Origin of the sequence: Xanthomonas bonasiae (assembly GCF_014836395.1) — a bacterium.
Taxonomy (GTDB): domain Bacteria; phylum Pseudomonadota; class Gammaproteobacteria; order Xanthomonadales; family Xanthomonadaceae; genus Xanthomonas_A; species Xanthomonas_A bonasiae.
The window spans coordinates 10,135-27,453 of sequence record NZ_JACSQX010000019.1 but is presented as its reverse complement, the minus strand read 5'-3'; the positions used below and the strand labels follow the sequence as shown (position 1 = coordinate 27,453).

The window sequence follows — 17,319 nt, the reverse complement described above, 5'->3', positions numbered from 1 at the left end:
CCGACAGACAGTGTCCGAAACCGGTGCAGCTCCCGACTTCGTTCGTCGCGGCTGAAGCCGCTCCTACAAGGGAATTGCGGCCAGCCGGATGGGGGCACTGTGGGAGGGACTTCAGTCCCGACGCGGACGAGCTTGCCGGCGCGGCGTGCGGCATCGATGGACCGACTTCGCCACGACGGCTCCTGCACGGAAAGCGCGTGCGCTGCCACGATCGAGATCGAGCATGCATCGTCGATACATCGCGAACGCGGCACGTGCGCCACGCGCAAAACAGCGTGCCACGCGCGTCGCGCCGCGCTGCTGTCGCTGGTCGCCGCCACTGGCCTAGAATCCATCTCCACACCGCCCGGTCCCTCTGCGCATGTCGTCCCCGCCTTCTCCCGTCGCCGCCGTCCCCGCGCGTGGCGGTTTCGTCGTCCTCGCGCTGCTGCTGGTCTACGTGGTCTGGGGTTCGACCTATCTGGCGATCCGCTTCGCGCTGGAGGGTGGCACGCCGCCGTTGAGCATGGTCTCGGGACTGCGCTTCGTGGTCGCCGGTTCGCTGCTGTACGCGGTGCTGCGCTGGCGCGGCGTGGCCGCGCCGACGCGCGCGCAATGGGGGGCGCTGACGGTGCTGGGCGCGCTGCTGCTGTTGTGCGGCAACGGCATGGTGGTGCTGGCCGAGCGCCAGGTGTCCTCCGGCCTGGCTGCGGTCGCGGTGGCCTCGGTGCCGCTGTGGATGGCGCTGTTCGGCGCGCTGCGCGGGCAGCACGCCAGCCGCGGCGAATGGCTGGGCATCGTGGTCGGGTTCGCCGGCGTGCTGTGGCTCAACGCCGGCAGCAGCCTCAGCGCCAGCCCCAAGGGCCTGGTGCTGCTGTTGATCGCGCCGATCGGCTGGGCGTTCGGCTCGGTGTGGTCGCGCGGTCGCGATCTGCCGATGCCGTTCATGGCCGCGGCCGGGCAGATGTTGTGCGGCGGCGTGCTGCTGGTCGCCACCGGCCTGCTGAGCGGCGAACGCCCGCACGCGTGGCCGACGCCGCACGCGTTGATGGCGGTCGCCTACCTGTGCGTGTTCGGCTCGATCGTGGCGTTCACCGCCTACGTGTGGTTGCTGCAGAACGTGCGTCCGGTGCTGGCCGGCAGCTATGCCTACGTCAATCCGGTGATCGCGGTGGCGCTGGGCAGCTGGCTCGGCGGCGAGCGCTTCAGCGCCAGCGACCTGGGCGCGATGGCGGTGATCCTGGCCGGCGTGGTGGTCATCACCGTGGCGCGGACGCGGCGATGAGCATCACCGAGCAGGACACGCGCCGCGGCCTGTTGATCACCGCGCTGACCTTCGCGCTGTGGGGCGTGGTGCCGGTGTACTGGCATCTGCTCAAGGCGGTGCCGTCGGCCTACATCATCGCCCACCGCATCGTCTGGAGCGCGGTGCTGGTGGTGGGCTGGCTGCTGTACCGCACGCGCCTGCAGTGGTGGCGCAGCATCGCCGCGCAGCCGCGCGCGCTGGCGATCCTGGCGCTGAGCAGCCTGGCGATCGCGTTCAACTGGGGCCTGTACATCTGGGCGATCAACGCCGGCCACGTGATCGAGGCCAGCCTGGGCTATTTCATCAATCCGCTGGTCAACGTGCTGCTCGGCGTGCTGGTGCTGAAGGAGCGGCTGCGCGCGCTGCAGTGGCTGGCGGTGGCGTGCGCCGCGTTCGGTGTGGCGTGGCTCACCGTCGATGCAGGTGCGCTGCCGTGGATCGCGCTGAGCCTGGCGGCCTCGTTCGGGCTGTACGGCCTGCTGCGCAAGCTGGTGCAGGTGGATGCGGTGGCCGGACTGGGCGTGGAGAGCCTGTACCTGTTCCTGCCGGCACTGGGTTTCGTGCTGTGGAGCGAAACCGGGCACGGCGGCGGTTTCGCCGCCGGGTGGGGCTGGCGCAACGATCTGCTGCTGGTGTTCGGCGGCGTGGTCACCGCGGTGCCGCTGATCGGGTTCGCCTACGGCGTGCGGCGCATTCCGCTGTCGCTGGTCGGCCTGCTGCAGTACATCGCGCCGAGCCTGCAGTTGCTGCTGGGGGTGTGGTTCTTCCGCGAGCCGTTCGACAGCGGCAAGGCGATCGGCTTCGCCGCGATCTGGGTCGGGCTCCTGCTGTTCGCCGGCGAGAGTTTGTGGCGCTCGGGCTGGGGGCGGCGGGGGGCCTGAGAGGCCGGGATTGGGGATTCGTAACGGCGACCTGCGCGGGCCGCTACGCTACCGCTGTGAGCGGCTTCGGCCCTTGCGAATCCCCAATTCCGAATCCCCAATCCCGGCTCAACCCCGGCTGCCACTCGCGGCCGGGGCGCCGCCAGTCAGCTGCTGCTCTGCGTCCACGCGCGGTGCCAGCGGCGACGGGCAGTGGCCGTCGTGGCGCTGCGCCGGCAGTTCGGCGAACCAGTCCTCCACGGTCGGCGCCAGCAGGTCCAGCCGCATCGGCAGGCTGATGTGGTTCTCGCCGGGCATCTCCAGGTAGTGCGCGCGCGGCGCGTCCAGCGCCAGCAGGCGGCCGTGCGCGACCGGGATGTGCTGGTCGGCGCTGCCGTGCAGCAGCAGCAGGCAGGCCGGCGCGGTGCGCGCGGCGGCGGTTACGTCGACCTGGTCCAGGTTCAGCGCCAGGCGCTGGTTGGCGTTGGCGATGACCGCGTCCAGGTTCTGCCCGCCGTAGCGCCAGCGCGCCAGGTCCATCGCCGCGCTGGCCATCCAGCCCTGCGGGCGGCTGGCGAGCATGTGCGGGATCATGTCGCGGATGCCGCGGCCGGCGTTGGCGAAGGATTCCATCGCGACCACGCCTTCGACGTCGCCGCCCAGCTTCTGCGCGGTGAACAGCGCGGTGGCGGCGCCGTAGGACACGCCGAACAGGTACAGCGGGCCTTGGATCTCGCCGCGGGCGCGCAGCGCGCGGATCACCGCGACCACGTCGTCGGACTCGCGCGTGCCGTAGCCGGCCGGGCCGCCGCCGGAGCGGCCGTGGTTGCGCAGGTCGATGCTGATGCTGCGGTAGCCGGCCTGGGCCAGGTCCAGCGACCACGGCAGCAGCGAGTCGCCGTCCATCATCCAGCCATGCAGCAGCACCACGGTGCCGCGCGGGGCGGCGTGGGGGCCGGGCTGCGGGGCGGCCACGTCCATCGCGAAATCGGCGCGCTCGTGGCCGTTGGCGTCGCGGCCGGCGTGCTCGTAGCGGTAGCGCATGCGGTAGTCGCCCGGATCGATCGCACGCCAGAAGATCGGGATGCCGGCCGGGGTGAGCACGTGCCCGCTGCGGTTGGGCAGCGTCGCCAGCAGGCCCTGGATGCGTTCCTCGTCCATCAGCGGCGACACGCCGCCCGGCGCGACCAGGCGGTCGCTGAGCGAGGTGGAGGAGCGGGCGGCCAGGCCCAGGCTGGTCAGGCACAGGCTGGCGCAGAGGACGAGCAACAGGCGCAGGCGCGACGACATGGCGGTAGGCGGTGGATGAATGGCCGCGCAGGCTAGCGCCTTCGCCGGCGCGGCTCTACCGCAATTGGATGACGAAACGATGACGCGGTGCGGGGACGCGGCGCCGAGGCGCCGCCGCTTGCCCGGTATTCCGCGCCGCGCCTTGCGCTGCGGCGCTTTGCGGCCTCCGCGTTGGCCGCGCCGGACCCGTGTGGGGCTCGGTCGGCGGCGCGTGGCGCCGCCTGGCATTCAGGTCGGCGCTGTGGCGTCGGCCTGCGGCGCCCCGGGCCGGACCCGCAGGGCCGCGCTTGCGCAAGCCGACCGGCCTGCGCCGACCTCGCTTTCGCCAAGCCGGACAAGCATGGCGTCCTCCCGGGGACGGAGCGCAGCCCCTACAGCGCGCGCAAGGCGGTGGTGATCGGCAGCCGCGCCGCGCGCAGCGCCGGGAACAGCCCGCCGACCAGGCCGATGCCCAGCGCCCACTTCAGCCCGCTCCACAGCAGCGCCGGCGAGACCTTGAACTGGAACACCACCTGGCTGAAGTTGCTGCCCAGCGTGGACACGCTGTAGCCGTTGAACACGGTCCAGGCGATCAGCCCGCCGAGCAGTCCGCCGAGCAGCGCCAGCAGCATCGTCTCCAGCATCACCGCGGTCACCACCGGCGTGCCGCGGAAGCCGATCGCGCGCATCGTGGCGATCTCGCGGGCGCGTGTGGCCACCGCCGCGTACATGGTGTTGAGCGCGCCGAACACCGCGCCGACCGCCATGATCGCGCCGATCACCGTGCCGAGGATGCTGATCAGCTTGCTGAGGTTGCCGCCCTGCTTGGCGTAGTAGGCGCGGGTGGTCTCCACGTCGAGCTTGAGCCGCGGGTCGGCGGCCATCGCCGCCTTGAACTGGGCGTAGCCGTCCTTGCCGGCGGTACGTACGCTGATCGACTGGTAGGCGCTGCGGTTGTAGGTGGAGGCCAGGGTCTGCGCGTCGGCCCACAGTTCCGAGTCGTGTGCATCGCCGGAGGCGAACACACCGACCACGGTCCACTGCTCGCGGCCCAGGCTCAGGGTCTTGCCCACGTCCAGGCCGCGGAACTGCGCCTTGGCGCCCTGGCCGACCACGATCTCGCGCAGGCCGGCGCCGAAGCGGCGGCCCTCGACGATCCTGAGCTTGTCGTGCACCGCCCAGCCGGCGTCGCCGACGCCGCGGAACTGCACGTTGGTGTCGGTGCCGTCGGCCTTGCTCGGCAGGTTGATCACCTGCGACAGCTCCGGGGAGACCAGCGGCTTGCCGTCGGCGCCTTTGGCCACGCCGGCCAGGCTGGCGATCAGCGGCACCTGGTCGCGGGTGATCACCGAATTGGTCTCGGCGCCGGAACCGCCGCGCAGCACGATCGCGGTGCTGTCGTCGCCGGTGCTGTTGAGCGTGGCCTGGAAGCCTTCGCCCATCGCCAGCATCGCCACCAGCACGCCGACCACGCCGGCGATGCCGACCACGATCACCGACGAGGCGCCCCAGCGCTGCGGCAGGCTGGCCACGCCGATGCGGGTGGCGGCCAGCGCCAGGCGGCCGCCGCGGGTCAGCAGCAGCCACAGCGCCACGCCGGCGGCCAAGGCCAGCACGCCGTACCAGGGCAGGGCGATCCACAGCGCCAGCCCCACCGCCAGCAGCAGCAACGTGAGCAGGTTTCCCAACCAGAGTTTGAGTTTCATCAGTGCGTCTTCCGAAAATGCGACAGGGAGCGATGCGGCGGCGGGCTCAGCGCCCGGCCAGCGCGTCCACGATCTTCAGGCGCTGCGCGCGCAATGCCGGCAGCAACCCGACCACGATGCCGATGGCGACCATCAGTCCCAACGCCACCCCCCAGGTCTGCGCCGGTACGCCGCGCATCGGCATCATGCCGCCGCTGGCCGCGGCCACGCCGGGGATGATCAGCGCCGCCAGGCCCATGCCGATCAAGCCGCCGAGCACGATCAGCAGCACCGACTCCACCATCACCAGGGTCAGCACGGTGCCGTCGCGGAAGCCGAGCGTCTTCAGCACCGCCAGTTCCGGGATGCGCTCGCGTACCGCCTGCGCCATGGTGTTGCCGGTGAGCAGCAGCAGGGTGAAGAACACGGCGGCCATGATCGCGGTGACGATCAGGCCGACGTCGGCGAACTGCTTGGCGAAGGCCTGCGAGAACGCGGCCTCGGTCTGGCTCTTGGTCTCGTGGTCGGAGTTGAGCGACAGCGCGTCGATCGCCTGCGCCACCCGCGAGGCCTGGTCGGCGTTGCCCAACTGCACGGTGTACCAGCTGACCTTGTTCTTGATGTAGTCGTTGGACTCGTCGAAGTACTTCCAGTTCATCATCAACTGGTTCTCGGCCTGCGCGTTCTTGGCGTCCTTGACCTTGAAGATGGTGGTCAGGGTCAGCGGCCAGTCGTTGCTGCCGCCGCGCGGGAAGATGGTGGCCTGCAGCGGAATGGTGTCGCCGATCTTCCAGCCGTTCTTCTTGGCCAGCGAGGCGCCCACCGCCGCCGCGGTGCGTGTCTCGCGGAACGCCTTGAGCTGCGCCGGCGGCACGTCGTACTCGCTGTAGACGTCGAAGAAGTTCGGCGCCACCGAGAAGTTGGGGAAGAAGTTCTTCGGATCCTGGTAGATGCCGCCGAACCACATCGCGTAGGTGACCTTCTTCACCCCCGGCACCGATTCGATCTGCGACTGCAGGCTGACCGGCAACGACTGGGTGATCGACAGCCGCGAGGACACGATCAGCCGGTTGGCGCCTTCGACGCTGCCGCCGGAATTGAACGCCACGCGTACCGAATCGAGCATGCCGAACAGCAGGAACGCGGCGACCACCGACAACAGGGTCAGCAGGGTGCGGGTCTTGCTGCGGAACAGTTGCGCCCAGACCAACGAAAAATATTTCATGTTCGATCCTCCAAGGGACGGGATGCCGGGGCGCGGAATGCGCGCGGCGGCAGCGGCCGGTTCAATGCGCCACGAGCGGCGCGTCGGCCAGCTCGCCCTTGTCCAGGTGCACGGTGTGGCTGGCGTACTCGGCGGCCTTGGGGTCGTGGGTGACCATGATGATGGTCTTGCCGTGTTCGCGGTTGAGCTGCTGCAGCAGGTGCAGGATCTCCTCGGCGGCGGTGCGGTCCAGGTCGCCGGTGGGTTCGTCGCAGATCAGGAAGGTGGGGTCGGAGACGATGGCGCGGGCGATCGCCACGCGCTGCTGCTGGCCGCCGGACAGTTCGTTGGGGCGGTGGCTGCGTCGGTCGGCGAGATTGACCAGGGTCAGGGCGATCTCGGCGTTGCGCTTGCGCTGGGCGGCGTTGAGGTTGGTCAGCAGCAGCGGCAGTTCCACGTTCTTCTGCGCGGTGAGCATGGGCATGAGGTTGTAGAACTGGAACACGAAGCCGACGTGCTGGCTGCGCCAGGTGGAGAGCTGGCCGCCGCTCATGCGGTCGATGCGTTCGCCTTCGATCTCGATCTCGCCGCCGCTGGGGGTGTCCAGGCCGCCGATCAGGTTCAGCAGGGTGGTCTTGCCGGAGCCGGAGGGACCCATCAGGGCGACGAAGTCGCCGCGTGCGATGTCCAGGTCGATGCCGTGCAGGACTTGTACTTTCTCGGGTCCGCGCTGGTAGGTCTTGGTGACGTTGCGCAGTTTGACGAGGGTGGACATGGTGGTGTTCCTGGCAGTGGACGGAAGTAGATGTGCCGATTGCGGTGATGCGGTTCGCGGATGTTTGCTTCGTTTGCAGTTGCAGTTGCAGTTGCAGTTGCATGCTGTTGCTGTGTTTCTGCTCTTTAGCTTTTGCTTTACCGGGTCCCTTACGCAGCGGCGAATAGGGCGGGAAAAACCCCGAAGGGGCGGCGCACAGGGATGTGCGCCGTTCGCGGCAGGGGCAGGATGCCCCTTCCGCGAATCCCGTCCTATTCGCGGACCCGGAGCGCGCAGCGCGGAGGGCGCGAAGTAGGGTGTGCTTTCTTTTGGTTACTTTTCTTTGCACAAGCAAAGAAAAGTAACTCGCCGCAAGGCGAAAGCTCTTGCTCTTGCAGTGGCAACTCCCATGTAGGAGCGGCTTCAGCCGCGACTGGTTCTGTCAGGAAAGCGTCGCGGCTGAAGCCGCTCCTACAAAAGCGAACGCGCAAGCAAAAACAAACAGCAAAGCAAAAGCTTCCGCCCTTGGCGGGTCACTTTTCTTTGCTCGCGCAAAGAAAAGTAACCAAAAGAAGCGCTTTACCACAGCCGAAGGCTGGTCAAGCGCGCCCTGCCTTGCGCCCTCCGCGCTGCGCGCTCCGGGTCCGCGGATGCACCGGGGATTCGCGGAAGGGGCATCCTGCCCCTGCCGCGAACGGCGCACATCCTTGTGCGCCGCCCTTCGGGTTTTTCCCCGGTCCATCCGCCGCTGCGGAAGGGAACCCGGAAAGTCAAAAGCCACGGCACAGCAACAGCAGAGCAACAGCCAGAGCCAGAGCAACGGCCAGAGCAACAGCAACAGCAACAGCAACAACAACGAGGAGCAACAACGAGGAGCAACAACGAGGAGCAACAACTAGAGCGATGCAGCGATTGGAGCGAGTGAAGCCAGTTGGTTGCTTGATCGGATGCGAGCAAAAACCTGGTAACGCGATAGAACGGTTGTAACGGCACCCGCTACTGCACGAGTTGGACGAAAAGCGATGCCGGTAGCGCCGCCCTCATGGCGATAGCCCAAGGCAGCGGCGACATGGACCGCATGCAATGGTTCGCGGCAACGCGCACTACCTCACATGCGGTCGCCGCTATTGCTCGGCCGCCTCCGCCATCTTCACCTTGACCCCGTCGCGCAACGTCTCCGGCGGATCCAGCACCACCGTGTCGCCCGCCGCCAGGCCCGACAGCACCTGGCGGTCGTCGCCCAGCGCGATGCCGGTCTTCAGCGCGCGCTGCTCGACCGTGTTGTCCTCCTTCAGTGCGAACGCCACGTCCTGCCCGCCGCGCTTGACGATGGCCGCGCCCGGTGCGCGCACGCCCTGCGGCTTGTCCTGCGCCTGCGCTTGCGGCGCTTCCAGGAAGCTCACGCGCACGCCCATTTCCGGCACGATCCGCGGGTCCTTCTGCTTCAGCGCCACGCGCACCTTCACCGTGGCCTTGCCGCGGTCGGCCGAGGGGATGATCGCGATCACTTCGGCCGGGATCTTCCACTCCGGGTAGGCGTTGAGCACGGCTTCCACCGGCATGCCCGGCTTGACCCGGCCGATGAAGGCCTCGCCCACCTCGACCTCGATCTCCAGCGAATCCATGTCCACCACCGTGCCGATGCCGGTGCGGGTGAAACCGCCGCCGGCCGACAGCGGCGAGACGATCTCGCCCGGTTGCGCCGCCTTGGCGGTGACCACGCCGGCGAACGGCGCGCGCACGATGGTGTTGTCCACGTTGAGGTCGGAGATCGACAGCTGGTTGCCGGCCACCACCACGTTGCGCTGCGCGCTCTGCAGTTGCGCGCGCAGGGCGTCGCGCTGCGACAGCGCCTGCTCGTATTGCGAGCGCGACACCAGCTGCTGCGTGGACAGGGTCTGCAGCCGCTGCGCATCGGCCTCGGCCTGGCGCAGTTGCGCCTGCATGTTGGTCACCTGGCTGCGCGCCGCGTCCAGCTGCGACGCCGACAGCTGCCGCTGCGCGCCGGCATCGATCGGGTCCAGCGTCGCCATCACCTGGCCCTGCTCCACGCGCATGCCTTCCTCGATCAGCACTTCGCGCACCTTGCCGGTGATCTTCGCCGATACCGTGGCCATGCGCCGCGCCACCACGTAGCCGCTGGCGTCCAGCACCGAGGCGCTGCTGCTGCCGGCGGCGATCGCCACCACCGGCGCGGTGGTCACGTCGATGGCCTTGCCGCGGCCGAACAGCAACCAGCCGCCGACGCCGAGCGCGATCAGCAGCGCCAGGACCAAGGCGATCCACAGCCCGCGCCGCGACGGCGGTTCGCTCGGCGGTGCCTTGCGGTCGATACGGAGTTCTTTGAGCAGATCGGCGGAGGTACTCATCTTGTCCCTGGATGAATCGGTAGGCGCAGTGTGGATCGGCGAGGCGCGCGCTTCCAAGTTGCCGGAAGTCACTTTCTGCGTTGCGCTGCGGCAGGTGCGGCGCCATTCCCCATGGCGTGGAGCGCAGCATGCGGCAATCGCGCGGCCGTCGCCAGTGACAGCTGTCACCCGCTGCGGCTGACGGGCCGCACTGGGATGCGCCGACGGCGCGGCGCAGCATGGCCGCTCCTGCCACGACCGGTCCATGCCGATGCGCGCTCCCGACACTCTCCCGCTGGCGCAACTGCGCGGCGTGCACAAACGCTACGGCACCGTGGTCGCGCTGGATGGCGTGGACCTGCAGCTGCAGCGCGGCCAGTTGCTGGCGCTGCTCGGCGCCAATGGCGCGGGCAAGAGCACGGCGGTGGCGCTGCTGCTCGGGCTGCAGGTGGCCGACGCCGGCAGCGCGCAGCTGTGCGGGCAGGACCCGCGTGCGCTCGGCGCGCGCCGCCAGGCCGGGGTGATGCTGCAGTCCGCCGGCTTGCCGGACACGCTGCGCGTGGGCGAACTGCTGGACCAGGCGCGCGGCTACTACCGGCGCCCGCGCAGCGTCGCCGATTGCGTGGCGCTGGCCGGGCTGGATGGGCTGATGCTGCGCGGCTACGGCGGCTTGTCCGGCGGCCAGCAGCGGCGCGTGCAGTTCGCGATGGCGATCTGCGGCCGGCCGCAGGTGCTGTTCCTGGACGAACCCAGCACCGGTCTGGACATCGAGGCGCGGCAGGGCCTGTGGCGGGCGATCCAGGAGCTGGTCGCGGACGGCTGCGCGGTGCTGCTGACCACGCATTACCTGGAAGAGGCCGAAGCGCTGGCCGACCGGGTCGCGGTGCTGCAACGCGGCACGCTGATCGCCGAAGGCAGCGTGGAACAGCTGCGGGCGCGCTTCGAGCAACGCACGATCCGCTGCCGCAGCGCGCTGGCCGCGGCGCAGGTGGCGCGCTGGCCACAGGTGCGGCGCGTGGAGAGCCGCGGCGGCCTGTTGGAAATCGTCGCCGATCCGGCCGAGCCGGTGGTGGCGCAATTGCTCGCCGCCGATCCGGGGCTGGACGAACTGGAAGTCAGGCGCGCCGGCCTGGCCGACGCGTTCCTCGCAATCACCCGTGCGGAGGCCGCATGAACGCTCACGATCCACACCGCATCGAGCCCGTCGCGGCGCCAGCGCATGGCGCAACCGCCGCCCTGCCGTACGACGCGTCTGCGTTGCCGTTGCGCGAGTCCGCGGCGCTGCTGTTGCGCGAGATCCGCTACGAGCTGTTGCGCTGGGTGCGCACGCCGTCGTTCGCGCTGCCGACCTTGCTGTTCCCGCCGATGTTCTACCTGTTGTTCGGCGTGGTGCTCAACCGCGGCAACCCTGCCGCTGCGGTGTACCTGATGGCCAGCTATGGAGTGTTCGGGGTGATGGCGCCGGCGCTGTTCGGCTTCGGCGTCGGCCTGGCGCTGGACCGCGAGCGCGGCCTGCTCACGCTCAAGCGTGCGCTGCCGGTGCCGCCGGGGGCGATGCTGCTGGCGCGCACCGTGCTGGCGATGCTGTTCGCGCTGGCGATCGGGCTGCTGCTGCAACTGCTGGGCAGCACGCTCGGCGGGGTACGGTTGGCGCTGCCGCAACGCGGCTTGTTGCTGCTGGTCGATGTGCTGGGCACGCTGCCGTTCTGTGCGATCGGCCTGTACATCGGCGCCCGCGTCGGCGGCAGCGGCGCGCCGGCGGTGGTCAACCTGATCTACCTGCCGATGGCGTTCCTGTCCGGCCTGTGGATCCCGTTGCAACTGCTGCCGTCGCTGCTGACCACGCTGGCGCCGCTGTGGCCGTCCTATCACCTGGGCCAGCTCGCGTTGCGCGTGGTCGGCCAGGATGGCGGCGGCAGCAGCGTCGGTCACGTCGCCGCGCTGCTGGCGGTGACCGTGGCGTTCTATGCGCTGGCGCACCGCCGCCTGCGCCGCGGCTGATGGCCAGCCTGCATCGCGCCCAGGCAGCGTTGGTTCCCGCCGCGTCGCCGCGCGGCGTCCGCATGCGCTCGCTATGCTATGCACCGCGGCCGTGCGACCGCCACAGGAGTCTTCCGTGATCGCCTTGCTGCACGCCTCGCCCGATTCGCTGATCTCACGGCGCCTGGGCTGGAACACCGCCCGGCCCGGCGCGCACTGGTTCGTGTGGCTGTCGCTGATCTGGTCGATCTGGCTGTTCGTGACGCCGCTGTACGAGCCGCACTACTTCACCCGCTGGTTCTGGCCGACCATGGCCAGCTACGCCGTGTTCCTGGCGCTGTACTACTGCGCCTATTACCGCCACCGCCGCTACCTGCGCTGGTGCGTGGCCGCCATGGCCGCGCTGGCGTTCGCGCTGTTGCCCTACAACCCCGGCGCGCAGTGCTACATCATCTATGCCTGCGCGTTCCTGGCGTTCTGCTTCCAGCCGGTGCGTGCGCTGCTGGGGATGCTGCTGCTGCTCGGCCTGTTCGCGGCGGCCTGGTGGATGCGCGGCTGGTCGCCCCTGTACATGGCCAGCGCGGTGCTGGTGGGCCTGGCGGTGGGGTTGATGAACATCAGCTTCGAACGCCGCGCGCGCGCCGACGCGCAGCTGCGCCTGAGCCATGAGGAAGTGCGGCGTCTGGCCGCGGTCGCCGAGCGCGAGCGCATCGGCCGCGACCTGCACGACCTGCTCGGCCACACGCTGTCGCTGGTGGCGCTGAAGGCGGACCTGGCCGCGCGCCTGCTGGCGCGCGACCCTGACGCGGCGCGGCAGGAGATGGAGGACGTCAGCCAGGTCGCGCGCGAGGCGCTGGGCCAGGTGCGGCGCGCGGTCAGCGGCATCCGCGCCGCGCAGCTGGCCGCGGAGATGGCCTCGGCCAAGCTGCTGCTGGAATCGTCCGGGGTCACCTTCCGCTACCAGGTCGATGCGTTGCCGCAGTGCGCGCAGCTGGAGACGGTGTTCGCCATGGTGCTGCGCGAGGCCGCCACCAATATCCAGCGCCATGCCGCCGCCAGCCATGCGCAGCTGCGGCTGTGGTGCGAACGCGATCAGGCCTGGCTGGAGATCCGCGACGACGGCCGCGGCAGCGCCATGCAGCCGGGTACCGGCCTGGCCAGCATGCGCGAGCGGCTGGAGGCGGTGGGCGGTGCGTTGCGGATCGACTCCGAACGCGGCCAGGGTACCCGCCTGCTGGCGTCGGCGCCGTTGCCGCGGACCCCGGCGCCGGCTGCGGAGCCGGCGCCGCAGCCGCGCGGCTGCCAGGACGCCGCACTGCGCTGAACGCCGCTGCGGGCGCGGTTCTACAATGCGTCCACAGGACCCGGGGGACACGTGATTCGACTAGTGCTGGCGGAAGACCAGGCGATGGTGCGCGGCGCGCTCGGCGCGCTGCTGGGCCTGGAAGCGGATATCGAAGTGGTCGCCAGCGCCGCCGACGGCGAGGCCGCGTGGCGCGCGCTGCAGGCGCACACGCCGGACCTGCTGGTCACCGACATCGAGATGCCCGGCCTCGGCGGCCTGGAACTGGCGCAGCGGGTGCAGCGCCAGCAGTTGCCGATCCGCGTGGTCATCGTCACCACCTTCGCCCGTCCCGGCTTCCTGCGCCGCGCGCTGGACGCCGGCGTCGGCGGCTATCTGTTGAAGGACGCGCCGCCCGAGCGCCTGGTCGATGCGATCCGCCAGGTGCACCGCGGCGGCCGCGCGATCGATCCGGAACTGGCGTTGGAGGCCTGGTCCGAAGCCGACCCGCTCAACGACCGCGAACGCCAGGTGCTGCGCCTGGCCGGCGAGGGCGCCTCGGCCGGCGACATCGCCGCGCAACTCGGACTTTCGCACGGCACGGTGCGCAACTATCTGTCCGAAGCGATCGGCAAGCTCGGCGTCGGCAACCGCATCGAAGCGGCGCGGCTGGCGCGGCAGAAGGGCTGGCTGTAGCGCTGCCGAGAACGCGAATGCCGGTGGACGTGGGCCACCGGCATTCGGGTGCATCCAGGCCCGTCCAGCGCAGCGCGCCGGACGGGGCGACGGATCAGAACGACCAGGTGAAGCTCAGCGAGCCGCTGCGCGGTTCGCCCCAGGCGCCGTAGCCATAGATCTGCGCGTAGTACTTCTTGTTCAGCAGGTTGTTGAGGTTGGCCTGCACGGTGAATGCGTCGGACAGGCGGTAGCGCGCGAACGCGCTGACCAGCGCGTAGGCGTCCTGTTCGAAGCGGCCGTAGGTCGCATCGACGTAGTAGATGCGGTTCTGCCAGTTGACCCCGCCGCCGAACGTCAGCTCGCTGAGGCTGCGCGGGGTGTAGCTGGTGTAGAGCTTGAGCGTGGTCTGCGGCAGCTGCGAATTGATGTCCGCACCGCCGGCATCCTTGGCGACGTAGCGCGACGCGCCGAAGGTGCCGTTCCAGCCGGGCGCCAGTTCGCCGTTCACCTCGAACTCGAAGCCGCGGCTGACCGTGCCCTGCGCCGCGACGTACGCCGTCTCGGTGGTGCCCAGCACGAACTCGGTGGTGGCCTGGGCGACGTTGTCCTGTTCGATGCGGAACACCGACAGCGAGGCATTGAGGCGATCGTCGAACCACGCCGCCTTGACCCCGGCCTCGTAGCTCTTGCCGATCACCGGATCCAGGTAGGCACCGTTGCGGTTGCGCGATGTCTGCGGCTGGAAGATGTCGGTGTAGCTGACGTAGGTCGACCACACATCACTGATGGTGTAGACCAGGCCGGCATACGGCGTGGTTTCCTTCTGCCGGCTGGTGTACGCCACGCCGCTTTCGGCGCCATCCACCTTCCAGTCGGTGTAGCGCGCGCCGACGATCAGCTTCAGCGGATCGGCCAGCGAGAACCGCGCGGCCGCATAGCCGGCCTTCTGGGTGACGGTGCCGCGGCTGAACTCGGTCAGCGCCGACCAGGCCGGCTCCGGATAGTTGCCGGTCCAGTTCAGATAGCTGGCCATCGGCGCGGGGAAATCGAACGCGCCGTCGTTGACGTAGCGGCGGCGGTTGTAGCTGACGCCGGCCATCAGTTCGTGCTCGCGCCCGAACAGCTGGAACGGGCCTTCCGCGTAGCCGTCCAGGCCATCGACCTTGCGCTCGGTGACGTAGTAGCCGGAGTAGGGCACCACGCCCGCGCCGGTGTTCTTGTCGAAGCCGTAGATCGTGTAATACGGGTAGAACAGCTTGTCGGTGACGTTGGTCTGGTCGTGGGTGGCGTTGGCCTTGAGTTTCCAGCCGCTGGCGAAATCGTGCTGTAGCGTGGCGAAGGCGCGCTTGGTGGTGGTGTCCCAGAACGTCCAGTCTGCGGCTGGGTTGAACGAGCGCGCATAGTTGGTGCGGCTGCCGTCGGAATACCACAGCGGGAAGCCGCCCCAGGTGACGTCGTCGGACTGCTTCTTCTGGTAGTCGTAGCCCACGCTCAGCTGGGTGTCCGGGGTCAGGTCGGCATCGATCACCGCATAGCCCAGGGTCTTGTTCTGGCGGTAGCGGTCCACGTACGAATCGGTATCCAGGTAGCTGCCGATCACCCGCGCGCGCACCGTGCCGCTGGCGTTGAGCGGGGTGGTGACGTCCACCGTCGAGCGGGTCCTGCCCCAGCTGCCGGCGGTGACCTGCACGCTGCCGGTCAGCTCGGCGCTGTCGGCGTGCTTGCGGATCAGGTTGACCGAGGCCGAAGGGTTGCCCGCGCCGGTCATCAGGCCGGTGGCGCCGCGCACCACTTCCACGCGGTCGTACAGGGCCAGGTCCAGCGCCGAATCGCCGTAGCTCCAGTTCTGCACCATCGTGGTCGGGATGCCGTCGAACTGGTAGTTGTCGATGTAGAAGCCGCGCGCGTAGAACTCGAAGCGCTCGCTGTCCGAACGGGTGTTGGACACGCCGGTGATGTTCTCCAGCACGTCGATGATGTCGTCCAGGCCCTGATCCTCGATGCGCTGGTGGCTGATGATGCTCACCGACTGCGGGATCTCGCGCGGCGCCAGTTCGAAGCGGGTGCCGGCGGTGGTCTTGCGCACGCTGTAGCCTTCGGCGCGCTCGCCCTTGACGCTGACCTTGTCCAGGGTGGTGACGTCGCTATCGGCGGCGCTGTCGGCGGCCGTTTCGGCGGCGAAGGCCGGCACGCTGGCGAGCAGGCAGGCCATGGCCAGGGCCGAGCGGCGCGGGAAACGGCGGGGAGGGAGGAAACGGGTCATTGCGGGGCTCCGTGGCAAGCAGGCATGGCCATCGACGGCGCTGCACGAAGCGCCGCAGGATGGTCGGATTTGGATGCTGGCTTGGAGCGGGACATGCGCCGTGCGCAGGCGAGGCCTGTGCGCGGGACATCGGCACCTGGCTGGCGCTGTCGATGCGGCCGGCTGCCTCGGAAGGACGGCCGGCGCATGACGGGTGTTTCGGGGAAACGGGCGTGGTGACCTGGCGATCGGGGCGCGCCCACGGTGGCAAGTGTAACGGTGTCGGGTCGGCGCGGCCATGTCGGCGCTGCCATATCGCGCGCCGTCCTGTGCGCTTCCGGCGGGACGATGCTCGGCCGCGATGCGTGGCGCGGTGTCCGCCGGCCGATACGTCATGCTGGCGCTGCGGCGCAAGCCCGCTGCTCCGCCGCGCCGTCGGCCATCGGTATGCCGGAAGCGCAGGCGCCTATGAAATTGTGCGTGCCCGCGTGGTCGCGCTGCCGCCAGTGACTATGCTGTCCGCAATCGGATCCAGCGACGCGGCAGGCAGGCAGTGCCCGGGATGGAGCGTCTGCGGACGGCGGTGCGATTCCGCCCATTGCCGCCATCTCGAATCCCGATGGATGCGCCCGGATCGACGGACAGGAGAACGTGGATGAAGTGGATGCGCGCAATGCTGTTGGCAGTAGCGCTGTTGCTGGCCTGGTCGCTGCCGGCCGGCGCTGCGCTTGCCGCCGATGGGCAGTTCAAGGTGCTGGTCGCGGCGATTCCCAACAAGTACCACCACGACTACATCCCGGTGGCCAAGCCGCAGTTCGAGGCGCTGGCGCGGCAGCACTACTTCGAGCTGGTGTGGGCCTGGAACACCGAGGCCTTCGATGGCGACCTGTCGCAGTACGCGGCCATCGTGCTGCTCAATACGCCGGCCACCGATCTGAATCCTGCGCAGCGCGCCAACTTCCAGAAGTACGTGCGCGGCGGTGGCGGCGTGGTGGCGGTGCACAAGGCGTTCGCGATCGCGCGCGGGCAGTGGGACTGGTACGACCGCCTGATCGGCCGCTCGTTCCGCACCCATCCGTATCTGCAGACCGCGATGGTCGATGTGGTCGATCGCAACTTTCCCGCCACCGCCGGCCTGCCGCAGCGCTGGCTGTGGTCGGACGAGTGGTACGAATACGATCCGCCGTACAGCGACGATCTGGTCACGCTGCTGACGGTGGACGAATCCAGCTACGACCCCACGCTGATCTGGCCCGGCCAGGTCGCCAAGGGCATGGGCAAGCCGCACCCGGTGGCCTGGTACCACCGCTTCGAAGGCGCGCGCGTGTTCGTCACCGCGCTCGGCCACCAGGCCGAGGCCTACAACGATCCGCGCTACCTCGAACACCTGTACGGCGGCATCTACTGGGCCGCCACCGGCCACGGCATCGCCGGCGAGACGGCCGCGCCCGCATCGCGCCCGCGCTGAATCCGCCCGCATCGCACTATCGCTGCCGGGCAATCTGCCACGGCCGAAGTCCCCTACAGAAGCACCCGGCCAGCAAGCCACCCGCCTTTTGTAGGAGCGGCTTCAGCCGCGACAGAAACCGAACCGTCGCCGGCAATCTGTCGGGGCTGAAGCCCCTCCTACAGGTGCACCGGGCCAGCACGCCACCCGCTTTTTTGTAGGAGCGGCTTCAGCCGCGACAGGAACCGAACCGTCGTCAGGCAATCCGTCGGGGCTGAAGCCCCT

The 17,319-nt window shown here is 69.4% G+C and carries 13 protein-coding genes; 7 read left to right on the top strand and 6 right to left on the bottom strand.

The window, feature by feature from the left end; translation table 11 throughout:
• Positions 1 to 361: 361 nt before the first annotated feature.
• Both yedA and rarD read left to right on the top strand, forming a co-directional pair.
• Positions 362 to 1,264 carry a drug/metabolite exporter YedA gene (gene yedA, locus H9658_RS21520; RefSeq protein ID WP_191826892.1) on the top strand — a complete coding sequence of 301 codons (903 nt, stop codon included), beginning with the start codon at positions 362 to 364 and terminating at the stop codon, positions 1,262 to 1,264.
• On the top strand, positions 1,261 to 2,166 hold the full coding sequence (rarD, locus tag H9658_RS21515; protein WP_191826891.1) for an EamA family transporter RarD: 906 nt from the start codon (positions 1,261 to 1,263) through the stop codon (positions 2,164 to 2,166). The genes yedA and rarD overlap by 4 nt, the downstream gene beginning before the upstream one ends.
• 108 nt (positions 2,167 to 2,274) lie before the next feature.
• Here rarD and H9658_RS21510 read toward each other — a convergent pair whose 3' ends face one another.
• From H9658_RS21510 to H9658_RS21490, 5 genes are all read right to left on the bottom strand, one after another.
• Entirely contained in the window at positions 2,275 to 3,435 is a 1,161-nt protein-coding gene (locus H9658_RS21510) for an alpha/beta hydrolase family protein (RefSeq protein ID WP_191826890.1), read from the bottom strand.
• A 371-nt stretch (positions 3,436 to 3,806) separates the two neighbouring features.
• Positions 3,807 to 5,120 carry an ABC transporter permease gene (locus H9658_RS21505; protein ID WP_191826889.1) on the bottom strand — a complete coding sequence of 438 codons (1,314 nt, stop codon included), beginning with the start codon at positions 5,118 to 5,120 and terminating at the stop codon, positions 3,807 to 3,809.
• A 46-nt stretch (positions 5,121 to 5,166) separates the two neighbouring features.
• Positions 5,167 to 6,324: an ABC transporter permease gene (locus H9658_RS21500; RefSeq protein WP_191826888.1), complete on the bottom strand. Its 1,158-nt coding sequence runs from the start codon at positions 6,322 to 6,324 to the stop codon at positions 5,167 to 5,169.
• A 61-nt stretch (positions 6,325 to 6,385) separates the two neighbouring features.
• A complete protein-coding gene (locus H9658_RS21495) occupies positions 6,386 to 7,078 on the bottom strand; it encodes an ABC transporter ATP-binding protein (RefSeq protein ID WP_179569547.1) in 693 nt (230 codons plus the stop codon).
• A gap of 1,103 nt (positions 7,079 to 8,181) precedes the next feature.
• Entirely contained in the window at positions 8,182 to 9,426 is a 1,245-nt protein-coding gene (locus H9658_RS21490; RefSeq protein ID WP_191826887.1) for an efflux RND transporter periplasmic adaptor subunit, read from the bottom strand.
• 244 nt (positions 9,427 to 9,670) lie between these two features.
• On the opposite strand from H9658_RS21490, the gene H9658_RS21485 reads away from it, so the two are divergent.
• The 4 genes from H9658_RS21485 (at position 9,671) to H9658_RS21470 (ending at position 13,363) form a co-directional block, all read left to right on the top strand.
• Complete coding sequence (locus tag H9658_RS21485; protein ID WP_191826886.1) at positions 9,671 to 10,579, top strand: ABC transporter ATP-binding protein; 909 nt, start codon at positions 9,671 to 9,673, stop codon at positions 10,577 to 10,579.
• On the top strand, positions 10,576 to 11,406 hold the full coding sequence (locus H9658_RS21480; RefSeq protein ID WP_225210176.1) for an ABC transporter permease: 831 nt from the start codon (positions 10,576 to 10,578) through the stop codon (positions 11,404 to 11,406). The genes H9658_RS21485 and H9658_RS21480 overlap by 4 nt, the downstream gene beginning before the upstream one ends.
• 115 nt (positions 11,407 to 11,521) lie before the next feature.
• Positions 11,522 to 12,709, top strand: a complete 1,188-nt coding sequence (locus H9658_RS21475) for a sensor histidine kinase (RefSeq protein ID WP_191826885.1) — start codon at positions 11,522 to 11,524, stop codon at positions 12,707 to 12,709.
• A 51-nt stretch (positions 12,710 to 12,760) separates the two neighbouring features.
• Positions 12,761 to 13,363, top strand: coding sequence for a response regulator transcription factor (locus H9658_RS21470; RefSeq protein WP_179569539.1), 603 nt, complete (start codon positions 12,761 to 12,763; stop codon positions 13,361 to 13,363).
• 94 nt (positions 13,364 to 13,457) lie between these two features.
• Here the strand turns inward: H9658_RS21470 and fhuE are convergent, their stop codons facing one another.
• On the bottom strand, positions 13,458 to 15,608 hold the full coding sequence (fhuE, locus tag H9658_RS21465; protein WP_191826884.1) for a ferric-rhodotorulic acid/ferric-coprogen receptor FhuE: 2,151 nt from the start codon (positions 15,606 to 15,608) through the stop codon (positions 13,458 to 13,460).
• A gap of 652 nt (positions 15,609 to 16,260) precedes the next feature.
• Here fhuE and H9658_RS21460 point away from each other — a divergent pair.
• Positions 16,261 to 17,055 (top strand): ThuA domain-containing protein, encoded by a 795-nt coding sequence (locus H9658_RS21460; RefSeq protein ID WP_406848152.1) that lies wholly within the window; start codon positions 16,261 to 16,263, stop codon positions 17,053 to 17,055.
• Positions 17,056 to 17,319 lie beyond the last annotated feature (264 nt).